Below are 22,911 nucleotides of genomic sequence, written 5' to 3'. Positions count from 1 at the left end.
CATCACTCGGCCGGTATCGCACCTGCTTCGTCACTAAGTGGGGCAGGCAAATGCACCAGCATTTCCTTTGGGCACACTTGCAGGAAGTTCCGCTGCTCGGTGTCCCAGTGCTGCAAAATATCGGCAGTTTTGACGCTGCCGGTTTCACACAGATGCCGTTCCAGCAGTTCCTCAAGCTGGCCCAACCAGTGATTGACCGTCACAGGGCAGGTCACAAGTGTCTCCATGTTCATCAGCGCCTCGGCCTTGCCGTCAGGGTCATAAAGATACGCCATGCCACCAGTCATGCCTGCGCCAAAGTTTGCGCCGATCTCGCCCAGGATCACGGCCACGCCACCGGTCATGTATTCGCATCCGTTTGACCCGCATCCTTCGATCACCACATGCGCCCCGCTGTTGCGCACTGCAAAGCGTTCGCCGGCGCGCCCGGCTGCAAACAGGAACCCATCGGTCGCACCGTAAAGCACTGTGTTGCCGATGATGGTGTTTTCCGAGGCGACGATGGGCGATGACATGGGCGGGCGCACGACGATGGTGCCGCCCGACAACCCTTTGCCCACGTAGTCGTTGGCATCACCGGACACCTCCAGCTTGAGGCCAGGCGCCGCAAATGCGCCAAGCGATTGCCCCGCCGAGCCGGTCAGCTTGACCGTCAGGTGGTCGGGTTGCAGCGTGTTGCGCATCCCGAACTGGCGAACGATATGGCTTGAGGTGCGGGTGCCCACCGTCCGATGGGTGTTCTGCACAGCGTAGGACAGCTGCATCTTTTCACCATCTTGCAAGAACCGCGCGGCATCACGCACGATCTGAGCATCCAGCGTATCAGGCACCGCGTTGCGATCCCTGTCACGGTCATAGACAATATCCGCTGCCCCATCGACAGTGATCAACATCGGGTTGAGGTCGAGGTCATCCAGATGCGCCGAACCGCGCGAAACCTGCGCCAATAGATCCGCGCGCCCGATCACTTCATCCATGCTGCGCGCCCCAATAGAGGCCAGCAATTCGCGCACTTCCTGCGCATAGAAGGTGATCAGGTTTACGACCTTGTCCGCGTTGCCGGTGAACTTATCGCGCAAGGCCTCGTCCTGCGTGCACACGCCCACGGGGCAGGTGTTGGACTGGCACTGGCGCACCATGATGCACCCCATGGCGATCAGCGCAGCGGTACCAATCCCATATTCCTCGGCCCCGAGCATCGCGGCCATCACGATATCCCGGCCTGTGCGCAAACCCCCATCCGTGCGCAAGATCACCCGACCCCGCAGGTTGTTCATTGACAGCACCTGATGCGCTTCGGTCAGGCCCATCTCCCATGGCAGACCCGCATATTTGATCGAAGTTGCGGGTGAGGCACCGGTGCCCCCGTTGTGCCCCGAAATCAGGATCACATCCGCCTTGGCCTTCGCCACCCCGGCGGCAATCGTGCCCACCCCCGAAGATGCGACCAGTTTCACAGTCACCTTGCAGCGCGGGTTAATCTGCTTGAGGTCATAGATGAGCTGCGCCAGATCCTCGATCGAATAGATGTCGTGGTGCGGCGGAGGCGAGATCAACGTCACGCCCTTGGTCGAGTGCCGCAGCCGCGCAATCAGGTCGGTGACCTTCATGCCAGGCAGTTGTCCTCCCTCGCCAGGCTTTGCGCCCTGAGCAACCTTGATCTCCAGCTCTTCGCACTGGTTCAGATACTCGGCCGTCACACCGAACCGACCAGACGCCACCTGTTTGATCTTGGCCGACGGGTTGTCGCCATTTGGCTCGGGATGGAAGTGCGCGGGATCTTCGCCGCCCTCGCCACTGTCGGACTTGGCCCCGATCCGGTTCATCGCGACGTTCAGCGTCTTGTGCGCCTCGGGCGACAGCGCACCAAGGGACATGCCCGGTGTCACGAACCGCTTGCGGATCGAGGTGATGCTTTCAACCTCTTCAATCGGGATCGCCTTGCCCAGGGGTTTGATATCCATCAAGTCGCGCAAATGAATGGGCGGCCCCGACCGCATCTTGGCCGAATACTGTTTCCACATCTCATACGAGGCCTTGTTGCAAGCCGTCTGCATCATGTGCATCGAGGTGGCTTCCCACGCGTGGGTCTCACCCGATTTGCGCGCTTTGTAGAACCCGCCGATGGGCAGCACGTTGGTGCCGCCCCAACCCATGGCGTGCACCTCTTCGGACTTGGTCTGGATACCTGTGACCCCGATACCGCTGATGCGGCTTGTCATTCCCGGGAAATATTCCGCACACATCGCACGAGACAGGCCAACCGCCTCGAAGTTCAGCCCACCACGATAGGAGGACACAACCGAAATCCCCATCTTGGCCATGATCTTGAGCAAGCCCTGGTCGATGGCATTGCGATAGCGCGCGACGGCCTCGGTCAGCGTGCCGTCAATCAGGCCGCGATCAATGCGGTCCGCCAGCGAGTCTTCGGCCAGATACGCGTTCACGACGGTGGCTCCACAGCCGATCAAAACCGCAAAGTAATGCGGGTCGATACATTCAGCCGAGCGGACATTCAGCGAGCAGAAAGTGCGCAGCCCCTTGCGGGTCAGATGGCTGTGCACCGCCGAGGTTGCGAGGATCATCGGCATCGCAACCTTGTCAGCGTTCGAATGCTGATCCGTCAGGATGATGTGGCCTGCGCCCGAGCGTACGGCGTCCTCTGCTTCGGCTCTGATACGGGCCAAACCGGAACTCAACGCGCCTGTGCCCGCCTCAAACGTACAGTCGATCTCGACCAGATCCGCGTTGAAATGGGTGGTGATTTCGGCCCAATACGCGTTGCCCACAAAGGGACTGTCGAGCGTGATGATCTCGGTCTGGCTGCTGCTTTCATCCAGCACGTTCTTGAGGTTACCAAACCGCGTCTTCAGGCTCATCACCCGGAACTCGCGCAAGCTGTCGATGGGTGGGTTTGTCACCTGAGAGAAGTTCTGACGGAAGAAATGTGACAAGGGCCGGTACTTTTTCGACAGAACCGCCGACGGGGTATCGTCGCCCATGGACGCAAGCGCCTCTTTGCCATCTTCGGCCATCGGGGCGAGGATATTCTCCAGCTCTTCAATCGAGTACCCGGCCGCAATCTGACGGCGGCGCAGTTCATCGCCCTCGAACAGGGCGGTTTCGGTCACACCCGACAGTTCGGATTCCAGATCATAGATCTTGCCCACCCAGTCGCCAAAGGGCTGGCTGGCAGCGAGTTGATCCTTGATCTCGGTATCGTGGTAGAGCTTGCCCTCGTCCATATCCACGGCGAGGATTTGACCCGGACCAAGCGCGCCTTTCTCGATCACATTGGCTTCGTTCAGCGGGACCATCCCCGTCTCGGACCCGGCAATCACCATCCCATCACGCGTCACGACATATCGCATGGGGCGTAGCCCGTTGCGATCCAGCCCGGCACACACCCACCGCCCGTCGGTCATGGCGAGGGCGGCGGGGCCGTCCCACGGCTCCATCACCGAGTTGCAATAGGAATACATATCGCGCCACGCCTGCGGCAGTTCGACCGCTTGATTGGACCAGGATTCCGGCACCAGCATCGTCTTGGCCATCGGCGCATTCCGCCCGGCACGTACCAAAACCTCGAACACCGCATCCAGCGCAGCAGAGTCAGACGACCCATTGGCAACAATGGGTTTGATATCTTCGGCCATATCACCGAACGCGCCATGGGCCATCCGGATCTCGTGCGATTTCATCCAGTTCAGGTTGCCCTTCAGCGTGTTGATCTCACCGTTATGGGCCAGCATGCGGAACGGTTGAGCCAGCCACCATTGCGGGAATGTGTTGGTGGAATAGCGCTGGTGATAGATCGCAAAGGCACTCTCGAACCGTTCATCCATAAGGTCGGGATAGAATTCTGCAACCTGCTCGGCCAACATCATACCCTTGTAGATGATCGACCGACACGACAGCGACGCAATATAAAGCGCAGGCACCTGAGCGGCCAGTGCCGCCTTCTCGATCCGCCGCCGGATAACATACAACTCGCGCTCAAAGGTTTCCTCGTCCACGCCTTTGGCGTTGGAAATCAGGATTTGCTCGATCTCGGGGCGCGTCGCGTTCGCCTTTTCACCGAGGCAATCCACCTTCACAGGCACATGGCGCCAACCGTAAATGTAATAACCCATACGCAGGACTTCGGTTTCCACGATTGTGCGACAGGTTTCCTGCGCACCAAAGTCGGTGCGGGGCAGGAACACCTGACCGACCGCGATCAGTTGCTCGCGGTTGGGTCTGTGGCCCGTGCGCTCAATCTGATCATAGAAAAATTCGCATGGGATCTGGACGTGGATCCCGGCCCCGTCCCCCGTCTTGCCATCTGCATCGACCGCACCCCGGTGCCAGATCGCTTTCAGCGCCTTGATACCGTTTTCAACCACCGCACGGCTTTTGGATCCATCCATGGACACCACGAGGCCGACGCCACAGGACGAATGCTCTTCAGCTTCGGAATAGAGACCATTTTCGGCCAGGAACGTGCGCTTGGCCTCCTCGCGGGCCACCCAGTCAGCGTCATATTTGGTCATTGGTCAGATCCTTTCACGTTCGGGCGATAGCTGGCCAGTGAGGCCTCGCAATCATAAAGAGGGGTCCTGGAGAAAAATCCCGGCTCACCGGGGTAGATAAAGTCAACGGGCGTGCGGTCCCACTCGACCGTGCCACCGTCGCGGGTCCACTTTTGGGTCACCAGACCGGACACAAACCGACGGTGTTTGACCGAAACGAACTCGGCCCCGGACACTTCCAGATAGGTGCCGCTCGTGTCTTCGTACCGGGCCGAAAATTCGGTACCCAAAAGCGGTTCGCCATCGATCACAACGTCATTGCCGCTTAACCTGTCAAAGCCGACGACGCGCACGACACCTGCCTCGCTACGCTGTACAAAGTCATAGGCGTCAGTGCCGGTGCTGAGCAATTCGCTCAGGCTGGCCGGGTCGGGCGCGGGTTGTTGCAAAACCTCACGGCGTATCGGGAACAACTCATAGCTTTCAAGCCATTGCGTTTCCGCATCGATCTTGGACAGGAAATTGGGGCCGTCGGCGTTGAACTGAATGCGCCAGCTTTCGCCCGGTTGATCCGCCGCGCAGGTATAGATGTGAGACACGATGCAGCTGCGCGACTGCACGGTCAGCGTGCCCGTGCAGCCCACGGGAGGATAGTACAGATCGCTGTCCTGCGCGGCGACGGCCAGCGGGGCGAAGGCCAGTGTGATGTAGATGAGACGCGTCATGTCGTTTTGATATCCGGGTTCAGCGCCGCCACATCCGCGCGGGTCAATCGCTTGTGGTCACCTTGTGCAAACGCAAAACTGTCCGGGGTCTCATCCACGAAAATCTCGTGCGTGAGGGTAAAGCCGTTTGGATCATCAAACAGACCGAGGGGCAGATCAGTGGCCCCGAACCACTCCCCCGGTTTGGTCTGGCGAAAATAGAGGGCGGTGCCGCATTCCCTGCACCATGCGCGTTCGGCCCACGCGCTGGTTTTACGGGTCGCGATATACTCGGCACCGTACCACGTCACATCATCGGTCTTGACCGACACCTCAAGCAGGGCAGACCCCATCCATCGACGGCAAGACGGACAATGGCAGATGCCGTAGGTCGACGGCACATTGCGCGCATCAAAGCGCACGGCACGGCACAGGCATCCTCCGGACTTGTCCATCTCGATTCTCCGTTTTTGTCAGGGTCACTGACGTATCTACTGCGATGATCTGGTAGCTTATTCAGCCGCCAGCGCCGTTGCACCGAACTGTTCAAGGATCGCCTCGGCGCAGTCGCGACCGTCCTTGATCGCCCACACCACCAGCGATGCCCCCCGCACGATGTCACCCACCGCATAGACACCGGGCATGGCGGTCTTGCCTGTCGTGAACTGCGCCTTGACCGTGCCCCAACGGGTCACTTCCAGATCAGGCTGGTCCCACAGTGTTGGCAACTCTTCCGGCTCGAACCCAAGGGCCTTGATCACCAGATCGGCGTCCTCGACATAATCCGCCCCGTCGATCACCTCGGGGGCCTGCCGACCGGTCACATCCGGCGCACCCAACCGCATCTTTTGCACCATAACACCAGCCACATGATCACCGTCTGTGGTGAATCCTTTGGGCGCGCTCAACCATTCGAACACTACGCCTTCTTCTTCGGCGTTCTGGACCTCGCGCTGGCTGCCCGGCATGTTGGCACGATCCCGGCGGTAGAGGCATTTCACCGACGTCGCGCCCTGCCGGATCGAGGTACGCACGCAGTCCATCGCCGTATCACCCCCGCCGATCACCACGACGCGCTTGCCGTTGGCGTTCATCCGGCCCGACTCGAACGCGTCCACCACATCGCCAAAGCTCTTGCGGTTGCTGACGGTCAGGAAATCGATGGCGCGCTCCACACCCGTGGCTTCGGCGTTCGGTACTGAAAGCTCGCGACTTTTATAAACGCCGGTCGCGATAATGACCGCGTCGTGGGCGGCATGAATATCCGCAAACGAGATGTCTTTGCCCACCGCGCAGTTCAGCTTGAACGTCACGCCACCTTTCTCAAGCTGTTCATTGCGGCGCATCACCACATCTTTTTCCAGCTTGAAACCCGGGATGCCGTAGGTCAGCAAACCACCGGCGCGATCATAGCGATCATAGACCGTGACCTGCACTCCCGCGCGGCGCAGAACATCCGCAGCGGCCAACCCCCCCGGTCCGGCCCCGATGATCCCAACGCTTTCGGTGCGTTCCTTGGCGGGGGCGATGGGCATCACCCATCCCTCCTCCCAAGCTGTATCTGTAATATATTTTTCGACGGCCCCGATGGTGACGGTGCCATGGCCCGAAGATTCGATAACACAGTTGCCTTCGCACAGGCGGTCCTGCGGGCAAATCCGACCACAGATTTCTGGGAAAGTGTTGGTCGCCTGGCTCACTTCATAAGCTTCGCGCAGACGCCCCTCTGCTGTCAGACGCAACCAGTCGGGGATGTTATTGTGCAGCGGGCAATGCGACTGGCAATAGGGCACACCGCATTGCGAACATCGGCTCGATTGTTCCTTGGCCTTGGTATCGACGTATTCCGCATAGATCTCGTTAAAATCTTCACGGCGCACTTTTGCTTCACGCTTTTCCGGCATGTCGCGCTCGATCTTAACAAATTTCAGCATCGGTTGCTCAGCCATAGTCCGCTCCTGCCAGTGAAAGGTCGTGCGCGGGGAGTAAATCAAAGTTGAGCGGAATAAAAGTCAGCACTACTGACCCGTCATTAACATTTCTTACTGATTTCACTCAGCAAGTCATGTTTGTTTATGTTTATTAGGTCCGCATCGGACTCATATCCGCGTTTGCGTCCAGAATCAGGGGCTTGTACCAAAGGTATAACACAAAGGTGCCCAACCCCATGACACTGTTTCAACTCTTGATTGTGGCCATCATCCAAGGCGTCACCGAGTTCCTCCCGGTTTCTTCATCGGGACACCTCATTTTGTTGCCTGCATTGACGGGCACACCAGATCAAGGGCTCGCCATTGACGTTGCTGTACATGTCGGCACTTTACTGGCCGTCATCCTCTATTTTCACAGGGACGTTTGGATCGCGGCAACCGGCCTGACCCGGCTGGTCAGGGGGCGGATCGACACCCCCGGCGCGTTCCTTGCGCTGTGCCTGATCGTTGCGACCATCCCCGCGGTCCTTGTCGGCCTTGTCATCAAGCTCACAGGGCTGGACGAAGCACTGCGCTCGGTCGTGGTGATCGGCTGGACAATGCTGATCTTCGGCGTCGTGCTGTATTGGGCTGACCGCACAGGTGACTCAACCCGCACCGCGGAAGGTTGGACGCTGAAAGACGCGGCCCTCATGGGTCTTGCCCAATGCCTTGCGCTGATTCCCGGAACATCGCGGTCTGGCATTACGATCACAGCCGCACGGCGGTTGGGATACGGACGCGAGGACGCGGCAAAACTTGCCATGCTGATGTCAATCCCGGTGATCATCGCATCGGGCGCAGTGCTCAGCCTCGATGTCATAGGCGACGCAAACTGGGCGTTGATGCGCGATGCTTCTATCGCGGCAGCCTTTGCATGTGTCGCTGCGCTGCTGGCGTTGATCTTTATGATGCGCCTGTTGCGCAGCATCAGCTTTACACCTTACGTGATCTATCGAATTGCCTTGGGCTTGGTCCTGTTGATCTGGGCGTACACCTAGACCTTCAGGTTCTTGGCGCTTTCCTTGATCGCGTCGTACTGACCTGAAGGGCGGAACCGCCAAAGATAGTCAGGCAACACGGTTTCAAGGGCCACAGGTTCAATGCCCAACGTGGCAAAGCCCATCGCATCATCTGCGACAACATTATCATGGCGCAGGTTGCGCACCTGATCGCGTGTGATCTGTGCAGGCACCAATCCAAGCGACAGCGTGTTGGCCATATCAAAGCCAAAGCCCATCAGTGCAGCGATCGGGAACGGGATATTCGCCACCAATCGGCGACGGTGAATGACGTCCAGCATTGTCGCCATCAAAGACCGGAAATCGCGCACATCCGGTCCGCCGAGTTCATAAATCCCGGGGATCACTTCGGTGGTCAACGCCCGTTCAGCAGCCTTTGCCACATCATCGACATAGACGGGTTGAAACAAGGTGTCCGCCCCGACCACAGGCAGCACCGGGCCCAAACGGGTCATGGACGCAAAGCGGTTGAAAAACTCGTCCTCGGCCCCAAACACGATGGAAGGGCGCAGGATCACAGCGTCGGGCATGTGTTCCAAAACCGCCTGTTCGCCCAGACCTTTGGTGCGGGCATATTCACTGTCGCTATCCACATCCGCGCCGATGGCGGAAATCTGCACCATCTTTGACACACCTTGCGCTGCTGCGATGCGCGCGACGCGGCCCGCGCCTTCGGACTGCACGGCATCAAAGGTGTTCTTGCCGTTCGCGGCCAGAATACCGACGCAATTCACAACCGCATCCGCGCCTGCCATCACCTGTGCCACGGATGTATCATCGCGGATGTTACACAGAACGGGTTCTACCTGCCCGACAACACCGTAAGGTTTGACAAAGATCGCTTCGTTCGGGCGGCGTACCGCCACGCGCACACGCCAGCCAGCTTTGGCCATGCGGCGTGCGATATACCGACCGACAAACCCGGACCCGCCATAGATAGTGACCAGCTTGGACATAACGCGCTCCTCGCACACAACTTTGGTCCATATCTACGCCCCGCCCCATGCACAGACAAGACGCCAAATTGGCACGGGGTGTGCTCTTCCCTGTTCTGATCTTTTCTGAAAAACCGCAGGCGGAGGCTTCCGCAGCTTCGACCCAAACTGAGCCCAGAATCAGATTGACACCTTTGCCCGCGACGCTTAATCAGCCCAAACCACTTCGTGCCCAGATGGCGGAATGGTAGACGCGCTAGCTTCAGGTGCTAGTGTCCGTAAGGACGTGGAGGTTCGAGTCCTCTTCTGGGCACCAAATCATCCCGACAAATACGAAGCCGCAGACCTCCTTGTAGCGTATCACCTGTTTTTTGACGATCCAGAAAGCGGGTTTGAACACCTTTTGCATGCTGGTGCGATCATATATCCGCCAATCAACCTACCAAACTTTAGAATAATTCTAAAAATGGCTTGGCAACTGTCTACCAGCCCCTATGTTGGTGATACAGCAAGCCAGCACAGTGCCAGCCAGATCAAACATCTTTCGAGGGTAAGCATATGACACAGACCGCCGCCGCGTTGACCACAGACGCACGTACCGCCATCGCGGACGCATTAAATCAATCCATCGCAGAAACCGCCGTAACGACGATGCTGGCGCAAAATTTTCACTGGAACGTCAAAGGCATGGCTTTCGGCACGCTGCACGACTTGTTTCAGACGATCTACGAGGATCACTTTGCCGCTCAGGATGATCTGGCTGAGCGGGTCCGCGCCCTGGATGCCCATGCCGATGCCACATTGGCCGGAATGCTGAAGCGGTCCAAGGTGCATGAGCACGACGGCCACGCAAGCGATCAGGACATGGTCAGACTGTTGAAAGAAGCGCAGGAAACGCTCGCTGCAACCCTCGCAGGCAGCGGTGCACTGGCTGCGGAGCATGGGGACACCCTGACAGAGGACCTGTGCATCGCCCGCGGGCAGATCCACGAGAAATTTGCGTGGATACTACGGGCACATCTCGCCGGCTGATCGGCAAACGCAGATCCTGAATCAATCGCGGTCAGAGGACGTCCTCGGCCGCGATTTTCTTTTTGGCCAGCTTTTTGCGGTAGGCCAGTTCCCAATGCTGGTAGCGTCCCAAGCGGGCCTGCTGCGCGGTCAGCATTTCAATAAAACCCCGGCGATGGGCGTCCTTCTTGAGGGCCTTGAACATGGATTTCTGCGCCTTGGTCATGGAACACCCGATACAATGCCCTTCGCGTTTGAACTTGCACACATCAATACAGGGGCTGGGTGTTTTGGGCATGATGTGATCCTTGCTGACCCCATAGCTGGGCCTGATGGCCAGCAATTTCAACTCGGCTCGGCTATCTTCCCGTACTGACTAGTCGTCCAGATATGCGCGCAGTGCCGCCTCTGTTCCGTCGGCCCAGACCAAAGCAAACCAACGCGTAAAGCTATCGGCAAATCGGACGTTACTGCCAAGATCACCGTAAAACTGTTCCTGGCGCAGCCATACCATCGGATTGGTGCGGGCCTTCTGCGCCTGCACGGTCAACTGACCCCAATGAGGGTCATTGGGCGTGATTGCGCTGCCGTCCTCTCGGGTGCCTGCGCACATGCGGGCCCACAATGCCTCGACCAAGGCAAGGCCGTCTATCCGCGTTCCTGCCGCCAGCGCATCGCGGATAACAGGATGCAAAAAGCCCGGATGCCGGGATGAACCGTCAAAGGCGACCCGCCGCGTGGTGTCGTAAATTTCTGGATTTGCAAACCGTCTGGTAATCAGATCGACATAGGCCGTGGGCGTCATCCCTGGCACAGCGACAACGTGGGGCACGATTTCCTCCACAGCGATCTTGGCAAACAGCGGCGCAATCAGCGGATGGGCCATCGTGTCCGCAATCGTGGCAACCGACAACAACTCGCCCGGCGTCGCAATGATCTGGTGACCCGCATTGAGCAGGCGCAGCTTCATCGCCTCGTAAATATGCACATCATCGGTAAATGTCGCGCCAACCTTGTCCCAATCGGGACGGCCCGCGCAAAACTTATCCTCAATCACCCATTGGCGGAAATTTTCGTGTGTCACGGGCGCGGCGTCGTCAATCCCAAGCGATTGGGCCAGGGCCAGTTCGGTCTGCCCGGTTGCCGGGACAATGCAATCCACCATGGAATTGGGAAACGTCACCGTTTCTTCAATCCAGACGGCAAGGTCAGGGTCAGACAACTGCGCCAATCCGACAACAGTCTGACGCAGGATATCGCCATTGCCTTGCAGATTGTCGCAGCTTTGGCAGGTAAACGGCCCGGCTCCGCTTGCGCGGCGCAGCTTGAGTGCTGCAACCATGGCACCAAAGGCGGTTTTGGGCGTGCCCGGCGATGCGACGTCATGCCGGATATCAGCATGATCCGAATCCAGCGTGCCATCAACGGTCTGGTAATACCCGCCCTCGGTTACTGTCATCGAAACGATGCGAATGGACGGATCAGCCATCTGTGCAATCAAGGCCGCATTGTTACCCGCAACAGGAATAAACCCGATCATCGACCCGGTCACCTCAGCCGATTTGCCGGACGGATCAAGTTCAATCAGCGTCGTCAGACAATCCTGCGCCAACAACTTTTCGCGTTGGGCCGCATCACCGGCGCGCACACCCGCACCAAGAATCGCCCAATCATGCGCCATCCCCTGATCCATCAGCCGATGCAGATACCATGCCTGATGGCCGCGATGGAAATTCCCCAGCCCAATGTGAACGATACCTGCGGACAAGTCGGTGCGATCATAGGTTGGGGTGCGCACCGCGCTTGGCAAATCGCCCAGAGTGTCAAGATTCAGTTTCATCAACTCATCCACTGGCCGCCGTCGACATTATATGTCTGCGACAGAATATAATCGGAGTCAGAGGACGCCAGAAACACCGCCATGCCCGTCAAATCAGAAGGCACCGCGAAACGACCCGCAGGAATCCCGGCTGCCACCTCGGCCTTTTTCTGGCCAGGTGGCTTTCCTTCGAGTTTGCCAAACATCGCATCGACGTGTTCCCAATGGGCACCGTCCACGACTCCCGGAGCAATCGCGTTCACGTTGATCCCATGTTTGATCAGGTTCAGCCCGGCCGATTGCGTCATCGAAATCACCGCCGCCTTGGTCGAGCAATAGACCAACACAAGGCTTTCGCCCCGCCTCCCGGCTTGCGATGCCATGTTGATGATCTTGCCTCCGTGGCCCTGGGCAATCATCTGCCTGGCCGCCGCCTGCATGGTGAACAAGGTCCCCGCCACATTCACCGCATAGAGTTTGTCATAGCTGGCACGGGTGATATCGACCGTCTCGGCGGCATCGAAGAGGGCCGCATTGTTGATCAGGATATCCAGCTTGCCCGCATGTGTAACGACGGCTGCAATTGCGGCATCAATGCTGTCTTGGTCACTGACATCAATCTGGAGGGCATAGGCCCCTTCCCCCAGGGCCTTTGCAGTCTCCCGCGCCAGCTCCAGATCGATGTCAGCAATCGCGACGCGCGCCCCTTCGGCCAGATAGGCCTCGGCAAACCCGCGCCCGATGCCGCGTCCGGCCCCGGTAATCAGGGCCGATTTACCGTCCAGCCGCTTCATCAGATACGCAAACCTTGCGCGTCAAAGCGGTGCATCTGATCGGCCATCGGCGTGAGGTAGATCGTGTCCCCATGTGTCGCCTCAATGTCGCCGGTGATGCGGACGGTCATCATATCCATCAACCCGGTGTCGTGGACGTGGATGAACGTATCGGACCCCAGATGCTCGGCCACGCCGACGCGGCCTTTCCAGGCCCCTTCGGTCTTGGACACGGTCATATGTTCGGGGCGAATACCAATTGTGGTCGCGTCATGTTTGGCCGCCTCGGGCCCTTCGATCAGGTTCATCTTGGGCGAGCCGATAAAACCAGCCACGAACTTGTTGCGCGGGCTGTGGTACAACTCAAGCGGTGAGCCGACCTGTTCGATCACCCCGGCCTGCAAGACAACGATCTTGTCGGCCATGGTCATGGCTTCGACCTGATCGTGGGTCACGTAGATCATGGTGGTTTCGAGCTTCTTGTGCAGTTCGGAAATCTCAAGGCGCATGCCTACACGCAATGCTGCATCAAGGTTCGAAAGCGGCTCGTCAAACAGGAACGCGGCGGGCTCGCGTACGATGGCCCGGCCAATGGCGACACGCTGGCGCTGACCGCCGGACAACTGCCCCGGCTTGCGATCGAGATAATCCGTAAGGTTCAGCGCCTTGGCCGCCGCCTCGATCTTGGTCTTTTGGGTCGCTTCGTCCAGACCCGCCATGCGCATCGGAAAGGCGATGTTCTTGCGCACCGACATGTGTGGATAAAGCGCGTAGGACTGGAACACCATCGCCAGCCCACGTTTTGCCGGGGGCAGTTCAGTGGCGTTCTTGCCATCAATGCTGATGTCGCCCGATGTTGTGTCCTCAAGCCCCGCGATCAGGCGCAACAAAGTCGACTTGCCACAACCCGAGGGGCCGACAAACACCACAAACTCGCCCTCGTTGATCTCAAGATCAAGCGGCGGGATAACTTGCACATCGCCAAAGCTCTTGGTGACTTGGTTAAGCGTAATCTGTCCCATTGGTCAGGTTCCTTATTTCACCGCGCCAAACGTCAGGCCGCGGACAAGTTGTTTCTGGCTGAACCAGCCCATGATCAGGATTGGCGCAATCGCCATCATCGAAGCCGCCGACAGCTTGGCATAAAACAGACCCTCCGGGGCTGAGAAGCTGGCAATAAAGGCCGTGAGTGGTGCCGCGTCCACGGTGGTCAGCAGGATGGTCCAGAACGCCTCGTTCCAGGCCAGAATGATGTTGAGCAGGATAGTCGACGCAATCCCCGGCAACGCCATCGGCGTCAAAACATACAGGATTTCAGAGCGCAGGCTGGCCCCGTCCATGCGCGATGCCTCAAGGATTTCACCGGGGATTTCCTTGAAATAGGTGTACAGCATCCAGACAATGATCGGCAGGTTGATCAGCATCAACACGACGATCAAAAGCGCACGACTGTCCATCACTCCAAGCCATTTGGCCAGCAGCACAAGTGGATAAAGCACGCCAACGGCAGGCAACATCTTGGTGCTGAGCATCCAAAGCAACACGTCCTTGGTGCGCTTGCCCGGCACAAAGGCCATGGACCACGCAGCCGGTACCGCAATCAGGATACCCAGCAGGGTCGAACCCACCGCGATGATGATCGAGTTCATCAGCGCCTTGGGATAGTTCGACCGTTCCTGAACGGCGGTGTAATTTTCCAGCGTCCAGTCAAAGAAGAACCAGACGGGCGGGTCGGCAATGGCCGTCCCTTCGGTTTTGAACGACGTCAGGAACGTCCACATGATCGGAAAGAACATCAGCAGGCCAAACGCCCAGGCGAGGGCTGTCCAGATGACTTTCTGTTTGGTGGTGATTGCGCGGGCCATATCTAAGTCCTCCCTCAGTTATCGAGGTTCTTGCCGACGATCCGCATCAGAAAGATCGCGACAATATTGGCAAGGATGACGGCAATGATGCCCCCGGCGGATCCAAGGCCCACGTTCTGGCTTTCAAGCACGCGCTGGTAGACCAAATAGGTCAGCGTGCGGGTGCCAAAGGCACCGTTGGTGGTCACGAAAATCTCGGCAAAGATCGACAGCAAAAAGATCGTCTGGATCAGGATCACAACCGTGATCGCGCGGCTGAGATGCGGCAGGATAATAAACCGGAACCGCGACAGCACGGGCGCGCCGTCCATTTCGGCCGCCTCAAGCTGCTCACTATCAAGCGACTGCACCGCCGTCAGAAGGATCAGCGTCGCAAAGGGTAGCCATTGCCATGCCACAATGATCACGATCGAGAATATAGGTGCCTGACTGAGAAAGTCATACGGCTGCAAGCCGAGGAATTTATAGAGGTAAGAGAACAACCCGTTGTCCACGTTGAAGAACATGTTCTTCCACACGAGCGCAGACACAGTGGGCATCACAAAGAACGGCGCAATGACGAGAATGCGCACGATCCCCTGCCCGTACATCTGCCGATCAAGCAGAAGCGCCATCAGCACCCCACCCACGATGGTGATCGACAGGATACCGCCCACCATCCAAAGGGTTGTACCAACCGACCTCAGAAACGACGACGAACTGACAAAGCGGACGTAGTTGTCGAACCCGATCCACGCATCAAAGGTCGCGCGCAAAGGGCGGTAATCGGCAAACGAAAAATAGAGCGTCATACAAAGCGGAACGAGCATCCACACCAACAACAGGAACACCGCAGGTGCGATCATGATGCGGGCGGCGGATCGGGAATGCGCTGTGGCCATGTCAGTGTTCCTTTGATCGAAAGTGAATACGCACGGAATCGAAGCTTACGGGAATTCCAGCCGGAATTCGCGAAAGAGCCAATCGTTACGGGGATGTTCGGAGGATCAGGCGGCGCAACACACGCGCCGCCTGAATTATACGAGGCTGAGGGCTTAGTAGCCGGCAGCTTCCATTGCTTCGGTGGTGATCTCCTGCGCGTTGGCAAGAGCCTGCTCAACAGTTTGCTGACCTGCATATGCAGCCGAGAACTCTTGGCTCACTTCGGTCGCGATACCGGCAAACTCGGGGATCGCCGCGAACTGCACGCCGACATATGGGCTTGGGTCAACAGTCGAGTTGTTGGGATCAGCCGACAGGATCGAATCCAGTGTCATCTGTGCGAACGGCACCTTCTGGTACTTGGGGTTTTCGTACAGCGATGTACGCGCGCCCGGAGGCACGTTGGCCCAACCTTCGTTGGCAGCAACCAGCTCGATGTAGTCCGTGCTTGTGGCCCACTCGATGAACTGCTTGGCTTCAGCTTCTTGCTGTGTGCCCGCAGGAATCGCCAGCGCCCAGGCCCAGAGCCAGTTGGAGCGTTTGCCCAAACCGTTATCGGGTGCCAATGCAAAGCCGACGCTGTCAGCAACGGTCGAGTCGTCAGGGTTGGTCACAAAGGATGCCGCGACTGTCGCGTCGATCCACATGCCGCACTTGCCTTGCTGGAACAGCGACAGGTTTTCGTTGAACCCGTTTGTCGCGTAACCGGCGGGGCCGGAGGCGTCCATCATGTTCTTGAAGAAGTTGACAGTGTTTGCCCACTGCTCTGTGTCGAACTGTGCGTTCCAGTCTTCGTCAAACCAGCGTGCGCCGAACGAGTTGGACATCGCAGTGATGAATGCACCACCTTCGCCCCAACCGGCTTTGCCGCGCAGGCAGATGCCGTTGATCTCTTGATCACGGTCAGTCATGGCAGCCGCGGCTTCGGCGATGAATTCCCATGTTGGCGCGTCAGGCATTTCCATGCCAGCGGCTTCCATCAGGTCAGCGCGATACATCACCATCGAGCTTTCGCCGTAGAAAGGTGCCGCATACAGCGTGCCATCGTGGCTCAGACCGCCAGCCATTGCGGGCAGGATATCGCCGACATTGTAGTCGTCCGACAGGTCATTCAGCGGCACGAGCCACTCGTTCGCACCCCAGATCGGCGTTTCGTACATGCCGATTGTCATAATGTCGAAGGACCCACCATTCGTGGTGATGTCTGTCGTGACGCGCTGACGCAGCACGTTCTCTTCCAGTGTCACCCACTCGACGTTGATCCCGGTCTGTTCGGTGAACTGGTCGGTGTAACCCTGCATGCGGATCATGTCACCGTTGTTGACGGTGGCGATGGTGATTGTCTTTGCATGACCGTCTGCAGCAGCGATGCCAGCGGTCAGGCCGAGGCCGACTGCAGTGGTCAACAGTGTTTTCATTATAGACATTGATGTCCTCCCTTTTACACGCGTAAATATTGTGGGGGAGTTGGATATGAGTCAAGGCAATTTTTGAGACCGCCACATTCTGCGATGCGGCATTTGATTTGCCTCAGGCGGACTCGCGCAATTTTAGCTCGCCGTCGAAAAGAGTAATCTCGGGCGTATCGCCGGACACTTCACCGCGGATCATCTGCAGCAGTCGGGAAACGGCCTTCTTGCCAATGGCATCCGTGTTTTGCGCAACAGTCGTCAATGCGGGATTGAGGTAAGGACACAGCGGATAATCGTCATGCCCGGCAATCCGCAATCCCCCTTTTGCCCCGCGCCCGGGCGTCAAGCCGTGCCGCGCTGCGGCACGTATCGCACCGATAGCCACCCGATCATTTACGCACAGAATCGACCGGTCCGTCAGTCGGCCATGCGCAAACTCGGCGTCAAGAATCGCCTCCCCATGCTCTTCGAAATGGGCGCTGTCAGAGACGGATTCTGTCCCCAGAACCTCAGGCTCAAACCCCAGCTTTTCCATCTGTGCAATGTAGGCTGCCTCACGTTCGAGCGCGTTGAAATTCACCCTAGGCATGGCAAGAAAAGCCGGAGGCTCACCTACACGACACAGGTATTCCGTCATTAAGCCGGTGCTTTGTATATGATTTGTACCGACAAAGTCGACATTGGGCATGGTCGTGGGCCGCGAGTCCATCAACACGAACGGCAATCGGGATTTGAGCCGAAGCTGCACAGCCTGATCGCTGTGATCACCCAGCGGAGCCACCAATGCACCATCCACATTCATCGACATAAACGTTTCTGCGGCGCGGGCCTCAATAGCGGGATCAGAGTGGGAACACTGGGTGATAACGGTCAGCCCGGCGCGCATTGCAGCCTCTTCCACAGACTGTAACAGCTTGGTGAAAAACAGGTCATTCAGATAGGGAATAATAACCCCGATCATACCCGTCGACTTGCGATTGAGACGCGTCGCAAAGAAGTTGGGCACATATTCTACCTGGGTCAATCCCCGTTCAATCCGTTCAACCGTGTTGGCTTTGACCAAGGTTGGATCCTGAAAAAATCGTGACAAGGTCGGCCTGGATACCCCGATGGCCACCGACAGCTCCTCCATCGTTTTGATCCTCGGCTTTGGCATGGGTGTACTCCGGTTCACTCTCCTCTCACTATACAAACTCAAAACGGAAGGTCGATATATTTTTACATACGAAAAAATATTTATCCGCAAGTTTTTTACATGGTCCAGACTCGGGGCGTGCGACGGGACTGTTGCATTAGTCGGTTGATGGCGTGTGTGGGTGTGTGGTGTTGATGCGCTGGGTCATGCGGTTGCAAACAGCTGAGAGATGTATCGGATTTCACCCTGAACACCTGGTTGTTTGTGATAGATGTGGCCGCGTCTGATTGTTCTAGTGGTCTCTATTCTGCTCAAAGTAGCTTTGGCCAATCACAAGGACCGGACGCTCTGTCGGCGGTCGAGCAGTCGTTTCGTAGCTGCATGATCACTCTCAATCAAATTGTTGCGCCATTTTTTGTCGACGTACCGGATGCTATCAAAATGAGGGTCATATCGGTGATTGATTTCACGAATGACGCGGCGATAGGTCGGTGCTTTGTCGGCGAAAACGCGATCCTGATCGTGGAATTCGCCAAGCAAGCGCAAGAAGAACGTGACATGTCGTCGGTCGAAGCTGCGATTGAGGCCGACAGACTGCGCCGGCGTCCAATTCTGATGACAGCCTTTGCGTTTATCCTCGGCGTTGTGCCACTCGTGCTCGCGACCGGGCCGGGGTCCGAGATGCAGCAAGCGCTTGGGACAGCCGTGTTCTTTGGGATGCCCTTGGTCACACTGTTGGGGCTGATTTTTTACACCTGCCTTCTACGTCGCGATCCGCAGACTGTTTCCAGCCCGCAAAAAAGAACAGGTGCCCGCCACAGAAAGCTGAGAACAAGCGATATTGCAGACCGTAATACTGCTCCATGCCCATGTTTGACAATGAATTGCTGAACCTGCGACATGCGGACCATGAACTCTGCATCACCTCCGAACACTGGCTTGGGGTCTGTATGCCTTGCCAACGCGCAACTTATCTTGCGGAACCGTGTCATGCGCGGATCAGCGACCATCACAGACGGCATGATCACAGAAGTGAGCGAAGGCAACAACGTCCCGACGGGCGCGACCGATTGCGCAGGCGACTACGTTATGCCCGGCCTCGTCGAGCTGCACACCGACAACCTTGAACGCCACATCGAACCACGCCCGAAAGTCGACTGGCCCCACTTGCCCGCGCTGATCGCACACGATGCGGAACTGGCCTCGACCGGGATCACGACCGTCTTTGATGCGATGCGTGTCGGGTCAATTCTGAACGCCAAGGCCGGATACGCGCCTTATGCCCGCAACCTTGCCACCGAACTACTGAACACACGCGCAGCCGGGCATTTTCGGATCAGCCATTTCCTGCATCTGCGGGCAGAGATTTGTTCCGAAACCCTGCTTGACGAAATGGCAGCATTCGGACCTGCCGACCGGATCGGCATTGTCAGCCTGATGGATCACACACCCGGCCAGCGACAATTCCGCGATCTCGTCAAGCTCAAGGCCTACATCGCCAAAAAGAGGGGGATGACCGACGCTGACTTTGATGCTCATGTTGCCAACCTGAAGCGGCTGCAATCGACCTACGCAGCCGCCCACGAAGCCGGTGCCGTGCGCGAGGCGGCACGTTTTGGCGCTGTGCTTGCCAGCCATGACGACACGACGGCAGCGCAAGTGGACGTCTCCCACAAGAACGGCGTCCGCTTTGCCGAATTTCCGACAACCCACGCAGCGGCCGAGGCGTGCCGGGACAAGGGCGTCGCGATCATGATGGGTGCCCCCAATATCATCCGGGGCGCGTCGCACTCGGGCAATGTGTCTGCCGGTGATCTGGTCGATGCAGACCTCCTTGATATCGTATCGTCTGACTATGTGCCTTCGGCTTTGCTACTGTCGGCCTTTCATCTGGCGGCACGGTGGAATGACCTGCCGCGGGCGATATCCTGCGTCACCGACAACCCGGCGCAGGCGGTAAAACTGTCGGATCGCGGGCGTATCGAGGTCGGTCTGCGCGGCGACATCCTGCGCGTCAAAACAGTTGGCACCGTCCCCCTGATCCGTGGGGTCTGGAGCCACGGGGTACGGGTCGGCTAGAGTACCGCAATACGCGTTACCAAATTATCCCCCAACCACCTCATCGTGTAACATTTCATTTGAAGCGAATCCCTTCCGTCGATACACTCGGAACCACCGGAGGATTTGATGGACGCTTTCATTTGCGACGCGCAACGCACGCCGATTGGCCGCTATGGCGGCGCATTGTCGTCCGTGCGTGCCGATGATCTGGCCGCTATCCCTATCGCAGCACTGATGGCACGCAACCCGGATGTGGATTGGACACAGCTTGACGATGTGATCATGGGCTGCGCCAACCAGGCGGGCGAGGACAATCGCAATGTCGCGCGCATGGCAACCCTGCTTGCGGGGCTGCCAGTCGATGTGCCGGGCATCACCGTGAACCGCTTGTGTGCCTCGGGCCTTGATGCGGTCGGGATCGCCGCGCGCGGTATCAAGGCGGGCGATCTGGATATGGCCATCGCAGGCGGAATCGAAAGCATGAGCCGCGCGCCTTTCGTCATGCCCAAGGCTGACGTCGCCTTCAGTCGCGCCAATCAGATATACGACACGACCATCGGGTGGCGGTTTGTGAACCCTAAAATACAGGCGGAGCATGGGATCGATTCCATGCCCCAAACCGCCGACAACGTGGCAGCAGATTGGTCAATAAGCCGTGCAGATCAGGATGCCTTTGCCGCACGATCACAGGATCGGTGGGCCGCAGCTCACGGGGCCGGTGCATTTGCAGACGAAATCGCGCCCGTGATGGTGACACAGCGCAAAGGCGATCCGATTTGCGTGACGACAGATGAACACCCACGCCCCGGTACGGGCGTCGATAAGCTTGCCAGGATGCGTGGCATCAACGGACCCGACCGCAGCGTGACGGCGGGCAACGCATCTGGTGTGAACGACGGCGCGGCGGCTTTACTGATCGCATCCGAACAGGCCGCGAAGGACAGCAAGCTGACGCCAATGGCGCGTATTGTGGGGATGTCCGCCGCCGGGGTCACACCGCGGGTGATGGGTATCGGGCCGGTACCCGCCTGCAAAAAGGTGCTGGCGCGCGCGGGCCTCACCGTCGACCAAATGGACGTCATCGAATTGAACGAAGCCTTTGCGGCCCAAGGGCTTGCCACCCTGCGGGACCTTGGTATCGCGGATGATGACCCACGCGTGAATGCCCAAGGCGGTGCCATCGCCATTGGTCATCCCCTTGGAATGTCCGGCGCGCGCCTTGTGATGACGGCTGCCTATCAACTCAAGCGCACCCAGACCCGCTATGCGCTGTGCACAATGTGCGTGGGCGTCGGGCAGGGCGTTGCGCTTATCCTGGAAAGGACGTGAGACAATGTATGCACAGATGATCAAATCCGAAACCTCTCAGGACGACCCCGAAAAGCTCGCCGCATTTCAGGCACGCATCGACGCAGGTGACAAGATCGAGCCCAAGGACTGGATGCCATCAGGCTATCGCAAGACCCTGATAAGGCAGATTGGGCAACACGCGCACAGCGAGATTGTCGGCCAACTGCCCGAAGGCAACTGGATTACGCGTGCGCCCACGCTGGAGCGCAAGGCGATCCTGCTCGCCAAGGTGCAGGACGAGGCAGGGCATGGGTTGTACCTTTACTGCGCCGCCGAAACGCTTGGGGTCAGCCGGGACGAGTTGACCGAGATGCTGCTGGACGGGCGCATGAAATACTCGTCCATCTTCAATTATCCGACCCTGACATGGGCGGATATGGGTGCCGTCGGTTGGCTGGTGGATGGGGCCGCAATCATGAATCAGGTGCCGTTGCAGCGCACGTCTTACGGGCCTTACGCCCGCGCGATGGTCCGCATCTGCAAAGAAGAGTCGTTTCACCAGCGCCAGGGCTTTGACATCATGATGAAGATGGCCAAGGGAACCGAAGCGCAGAAACGGATGGCACAGGATGCGCTCAATCGGTTCTGGTATCCGTCCTTGATGATGTTCGGCCCTTCGGATGCTGAAAGCGTTCATTCCGAACAGTCGATGGCGTGGAAGATCAAGATGAACTCCAATGACGAACTGCGCCAGAAGTTCGTAGATCAGACAGTTTCGCAAGCGGAATATCTCGGGCTGACCGTGCCGGACGAAAACCTGAAATGGAACGAAGACAAGGGCGGCTATGACTTCAGCCAGCCCGATTGGTCGGAGTTCTTCGAGGTTCTGAAAGGCAACGGCCCATGCAGCACCGAACGCATCGAGGCACGGCAGAAAGCATGGGATGACGGGGCCTGGGTACGCGAGGCACGCATGGCCCACGCCGCCAAGAAACGTAGCGCAAAGGTGGCGGCAGAATGAAACTTGCTCAGCTCAATGTCGGCTATGCCCGCTATGCCACCGATGATCCGCGTATGGCCGAATTCATGGACAACCTCGACCGGATGAACGCACTGGCCGAACGCAGCCCCGGTTTTATCTGGCGGATGCAGGCCAACAATGGCAACGCAACGGATATTCAGGTGCCCGGCGACCCGGATATGATTTCAAACCTGTCGGTTTGGTCCGATATCGCGAGCCTTGGGCACTACGTGTTCAACACGCTGCACGCTCGTTTCTATGAAAAAGGGGCCCAGTGGTTTGATCCGATGAAGCTGCCCCATTTCGTGATGTGGAATATCGACGATGGCCACATTCCAACGCTGACCGAAGCGATGGAGCGTCTGCACCATTTGCACGCGCACGGATCGACCGATCACGCCTTTGGTTGGGACACGGTGGATATGGCCGCATGGCGGCGATGCGACATGGCGGCGGAGTAG

The 22,911-nt window shown here is 58.2% G+C and carries 21 protein-coding genes and 1 tRNA gene; 8 read left to right on the top strand and 14 right to left on the bottom strand.

Annotated elements, in window-relative coordinates:
* Positions 1 to 2: 2 nt before the first annotated feature.
* The 4 genes from gltB to Q0859_RS15800 are packed head-to-tail and all read right to left on the bottom strand — an operon-like array spanning position 3 to position 7,164.
* Positions 3 to 4,532, bottom strand: coding sequence for a glutamate synthase large subunit (gene gltB, locus Q0859_RS15815; RefSeq protein ID WP_299152870.1), 4,530 nt, complete (start codon positions 4,530 to 4,532; stop codon positions 3 to 5).
* Entirely contained in the window at positions 4,529 to 5,236 is a 708-nt protein-coding gene (locus Q0859_RS15810) for a hypothetical protein (RefSeq protein ID WP_299152868.1), read from the bottom strand. The genes gltB and Q0859_RS15810 overlap by 4 nt, the downstream gene beginning before the upstream one ends.
* The gene (locus Q0859_RS15805) at positions 5,233 to 5,670 is read right to left on the bottom strand and encodes a GFA family protein (protein ID WP_299152866.1); all 438 of its coding nucleotides are present in this window, start codon (positions 5,668 to 5,670) and stop codon (positions 5,233 to 5,235) included. Before Q0859_RS15805 ends, Q0859_RS15810 begins: the two co-directional genes overlap by 4 nt.
* 57 nt (positions 5,671 to 5,727) lie before the next feature.
* Positions 5,728 to 7,164 (bottom strand): NAD(P)-dependent oxidoreductase, encoded by a 1,437-nt coding sequence (locus tag Q0859_RS15800; protein ID WP_299152863.1) that lies wholly within the window; start codon positions 7,162 to 7,164, stop codon positions 5,728 to 5,730.
* 218 nt (positions 7,165 to 7,382) lie between these two features.
* Here Q0859_RS15800 and Q0859_RS15795 point away from each other — a divergent pair, with 218 nt between their 5' ends.
* Positions 7,383 to 8,186 (top strand): undecaprenyl-diphosphate phosphatase, encoded by an 804-nt coding sequence (locus Q0859_RS15795; protein WP_299152862.1) that lies wholly within the window; start codon positions 7,383 to 7,385, stop codon positions 8,184 to 8,186.
* Here the strand turns inward: Q0859_RS15795 and Q0859_RS15790 are convergent.
* Entirely contained in the window at positions 8,183 to 9,163 is a 981-nt protein-coding gene (locus Q0859_RS15790; RefSeq protein WP_299152860.1) for a complex I NDUFA9 subunit family protein, read from the bottom strand. The genes Q0859_RS15795 and Q0859_RS15790 overlap by 4 nt on opposite strands.
* 209 nt (positions 9,164 to 9,372) lie before the next feature.
* On the opposite strand from Q0859_RS15790, the gene Q0859_RS15785 reads away from it, so the two are divergent.
* Together Q0859_RS15785 and Q0859_RS15780 are read left to right on the top strand one after the other, a co-directional pair.
* A tRNA-Leu gene (locus tag Q0859_RS15785) sits at positions 9,373 to 9,458 on the top strand.
* A 242-nt stretch (positions 9,459 to 9,700) separates the two neighbouring features.
* Positions 9,701 to 10,174 carry a DNA starvation/stationary phase protection protein gene (locus Q0859_RS15780; protein ID WP_299152858.1) on the top strand — a complete coding sequence of 158 codons (474 nt, stop codon included), beginning with the start codon at positions 9,701 to 9,703 and terminating at the stop codon, positions 10,172 to 10,174.
* Positions 10,175 to 10,205: 31 nt separating this feature from the next.
* Here the strand turns inward: Q0859_RS15780 and Q0859_RS15775 are convergent, their stop codons facing one another.
* The 9 genes from Q0859_RS15775 to Q0859_RS15735 all read right to left on the bottom strand — a co-directional run bounded on the left by Q0859_RS15775 (position 10,206) and on the right by Q0859_RS15735 (position 18,618).
* Positions 10,206 to 10,451, bottom strand: a complete 246-nt coding sequence (locus Q0859_RS15775) for a DUF1289 domain-containing protein (RefSeq protein ID WP_299152855.1) — start codon at positions 10,449 to 10,451, stop codon at positions 10,206 to 10,208.
* A 78-nt stretch (positions 10,452 to 10,529) separates the two neighbouring features.
* Positions 10,530 to 11,993 (bottom strand): mannitol dehydrogenase family protein, encoded by a 1,464-nt coding sequence (locus Q0859_RS15770; protein ID WP_299152852.1) that lies wholly within the window; start codon positions 11,991 to 11,993, stop codon positions 10,530 to 10,532.
* Positions 11,993 to 12,766 carry an L-iditol 2-dehydrogenase gene (locus tag Q0859_RS15765; RefSeq protein WP_299152850.1) on the bottom strand — a complete coding sequence of 258 codons (774 nt, stop codon included), beginning with the start codon at positions 12,764 to 12,766 and terminating at the stop codon, positions 11,993 to 11,995. Before Q0859_RS15765 ends, Q0859_RS15770 begins: the two co-directional genes overlap by 1 nt.
* The gene (locus Q0859_RS15760) at positions 12,766 to 13,767 is read right to left on the bottom strand and encodes an ABC transporter ATP-binding protein (protein ID WP_299152849.1); all 1,002 of its coding nucleotides are present in this window, start codon (positions 13,765 to 13,767) and stop codon (positions 12,766 to 12,768) included. The genes Q0859_RS15765 and Q0859_RS15760 overlap by 1 nt, the downstream gene beginning before the upstream one ends.
* 12 nt (positions 13,768 to 13,779) lie before the next feature.
* Positions 13,780 to 14,610 (bottom strand): carbohydrate ABC transporter permease, encoded by an 831-nt coding sequence (locus tag Q0859_RS15755; RefSeq protein WP_299152846.1) that lies wholly within the window; start codon positions 14,608 to 14,610, stop codon positions 13,780 to 13,782.
* 14 nt (positions 14,611 to 14,624) lie between these two features.
* On the bottom strand, positions 14,625 to 15,491 hold the full coding sequence (locus Q0859_RS15750) for a sugar ABC transporter permease (RefSeq protein WP_299152844.1): 867 nt from the start codon (positions 15,489 to 15,491) through the stop codon (positions 14,625 to 14,627).
* Positions 15,492 to 15,644: 153 nt separating this feature from the next.
* Positions 15,645 to 16,958, bottom strand: coding sequence for a sugar ABC transporter substrate-binding protein (locus tag Q0859_RS15745; RefSeq protein ID WP_299152842.1), 1,314 nt, complete (start codon positions 16,956 to 16,958; stop codon positions 15,645 to 15,647).
* Between the two features lie 103 nt (positions 16,959 to 17,061).
* Positions 17,062 to 18,189: a LacI family DNA-binding transcriptional regulator gene (locus tag Q0859_RS15740; protein ID WP_299152840.1), complete on the bottom strand. Its 1,128-nt coding sequence runs from the start codon at positions 18,187 to 18,189 to the stop codon at positions 17,062 to 17,064.
* 219 nt (positions 18,190 to 18,408) lie between these two features.
* The gene (locus tag Q0859_RS15735) at positions 18,409 to 18,618 is read right to left on the bottom strand and encodes a DDE-type integrase/transposase/recombinase (protein WP_299152836.1); all 210 of its coding nucleotides are present in this window, start codon (positions 18,616 to 18,618) and stop codon (positions 18,409 to 18,411) included.
* Between Q0859_RS15735 and Q0859_RS15730 the strand changes: the two genes are divergently transcribed.
* From Q0859_RS15730 to Q0859_RS15710, 5 genes are all read left to right on the top strand, one after another.
* Entirely contained in the window at positions 18,520 to 18,969 is a 450-nt protein-coding gene (locus tag Q0859_RS15730; RefSeq protein WP_366523210.1) for an efflux RND transporter permease subunit, read from the top strand. The two genes, Q0859_RS15735 and Q0859_RS15730, sit on opposite strands and share 99 nt — an antisense overlap.
* Before the next feature lie 18 nt (positions 18,970 to 18,987).
* Entirely contained in the window at positions 18,988 to 20,157 is a 1,170-nt protein-coding gene (locus Q0859_RS15725; RefSeq protein WP_299152833.1) for an alpha-D-ribose 1-methylphosphonate 5-triphosphate diphosphatase, read from the top strand.
* A gap of 108 nt (positions 20,158 to 20,265) precedes the next feature.
* Positions 20,266 to 21,468: a 3-oxoadipyl-CoA thiolase gene (pcaF, locus tag Q0859_RS15720; protein ID WP_299152829.1), complete on the top strand. Its 1,203-nt coding sequence runs from the start codon at positions 20,266 to 20,268 to the stop codon at positions 21,466 to 21,468.
* A 4-nt stretch (positions 21,469 to 21,472) separates the two neighbouring features.
* The gene (paaA, locus tag Q0859_RS15715; protein WP_299152826.1) at positions 21,473 to 22,450 is read left to right on the top strand and encodes a 1,2-phenylacetyl-CoA epoxidase subunit PaaA; all 978 of its coding nucleotides are present in this window, start codon (positions 21,473 to 21,475) and stop codon (positions 22,448 to 22,450) included.
* Positions 22,447 to 22,911, top strand: coding sequence for a DUF3291 domain-containing protein (locus Q0859_RS15710; protein WP_299152823.1), 465 nt, complete (start codon positions 22,447 to 22,449; stop codon positions 22,909 to 22,911). The genes paaA and Q0859_RS15710 overlap by 4 nt, the downstream gene beginning before the upstream one ends.

Source organism: uncultured Tateyamaria sp. (genome assembly GCF_947497045.1).
Classification (GTDB): Bacteria; Pseudomonadota; Alphaproteobacteria; order Rhodobacterales; family Rhodobacteraceae; genus Tateyamaria.
The sequence above is the reverse complement of the archived record's forward strand: the minus strand, read 5'-3'. Positions and strand labels throughout refer to the sequence as shown.

Excerpts from the sequence above, each read along its gene's own strand:
- Q0859_RS15760 (WP_299152849.1), bottom strand. The coding sequence starts at position 13,767 with ATGGGACAGATTACGCTTAACCAAGTCACCAAGAGCTTTGGCGATGTG.
- Q0859_RS15770 (WP_299152852.1), bottom strand. The coding sequence starts at position 11,993 with ATGAAACTGAATCTTGACACTCTGGGCGATTTGCCAAGCGCGGTGCGC.
- Q0859_RS15750 (WP_299152844.1), bottom strand. The coding sequence starts at position 15,491 with ATGGCCACAGCGCATTCCCGATCCGCCGCCCGCATCATGATCGCACCT.
- Q0859_RS15800 (WP_299152863.1), bottom strand. The coding sequence starts at position 7,164 with ATGGCTGAGCAACCGATGCTGAAATTTGTTAAGATCGAGCGCGACATG.
- Q0859_RS15725 (WP_299152833.1), top strand. The coding sequence starts at position 18,988 with ATGAACTCTGCATCACCTCCGAACACTGGCTTGGGGTCTGTATGCCTT.
- Q0859_RS15755 (WP_299152846.1), bottom strand. The coding sequence starts at position 14,610 with ATGGCCCGCGCAATCACCACCAAACAGAAAGTCATCTGGACAGCCCTC.
- Q0859_RS15805 (WP_299152866.1), bottom strand. The coding sequence starts at position 5,670 with ATGGACAAGTCCGGAGGATGCCTGTGCCGTGCCGTGCGCTTTGATGCG.
- Q0859_RS15765 (WP_299152850.1), bottom strand. The coding sequence starts at position 12,766 with ATGAAGCGGCTGGACGGTAAATCGGCCCTGATTACCGGGGCCGGACGC.
- Q0859_RS15745 (WP_299152842.1), bottom strand. The coding sequence starts at position 16,958 with ATGTCTATAATGAAAACACTGTTGACCACTGCAGTCGGCCTCGGCCTG.
- Q0859_RS15775 (WP_299152855.1), bottom strand. The coding sequence starts at position 10,451 with ATGCCCAAAACACCCAGCCCCTGTATTGATGTGTGCAAGTTCAAACGC.
- pcaF (WP_299152829.1), top strand. The coding sequence starts at position 20,266 with ATGGACGCTTTCATTTGCGACGCGCAACGCACGCCGATTGGCCGCTAT.
- Q0859_RS15810 (WP_299152868.1), bottom strand. The coding sequence starts at position 5,236 with ATGACGCGTCTCATCTACATCACACTGGCCTTCGCCCCGCTGGCCGTC.
- Q0859_RS15780 (WP_299152858.1), top strand. The coding sequence starts at position 9,701 with ATGACACAGACCGCCGCCGCGTTGACCACAGACGCACGTACCGCCATC.
- Q0859_RS15795 (WP_299152862.1), top strand. The coding sequence starts at position 7,383 with ATGACACTGTTTCAACTCTTGATTGTGGCCATCATCCAAGGCGTCACC.
- gltB (WP_299152870.1), bottom strand. The coding sequence starts at position 4,532 with ATGACCAAATATGACGCTGACTGGGTGGCCCGCGAGGAGGCCAAGCGC.
- Q0859_RS15730 (WP_366523210.1), top strand. The coding sequence starts at position 18,520 with ATGAGGGTCATATCGGTGATTGATTTCACGAATGACGCGGCGATAGGT.
- Q0859_RS15790 (WP_299152860.1), bottom strand. The coding sequence starts at position 9,163 with ATGTCCAAGCTGGTCACTATCTATGGCGGGTCCGGGTTTGTCGGTCGG.
- Q0859_RS15710 (WP_299152823.1), top strand. The coding sequence starts at position 22,447 with ATGAAACTTGCTCAGCTCAATGTCGGCTATGCCCGCTATGCCACCGAT.
- paaA (WP_299152826.1), top strand. The coding sequence starts at position 21,473 with ATGTATGCACAGATGATCAAATCCGAAACCTCTCAGGACGACCCCGAA.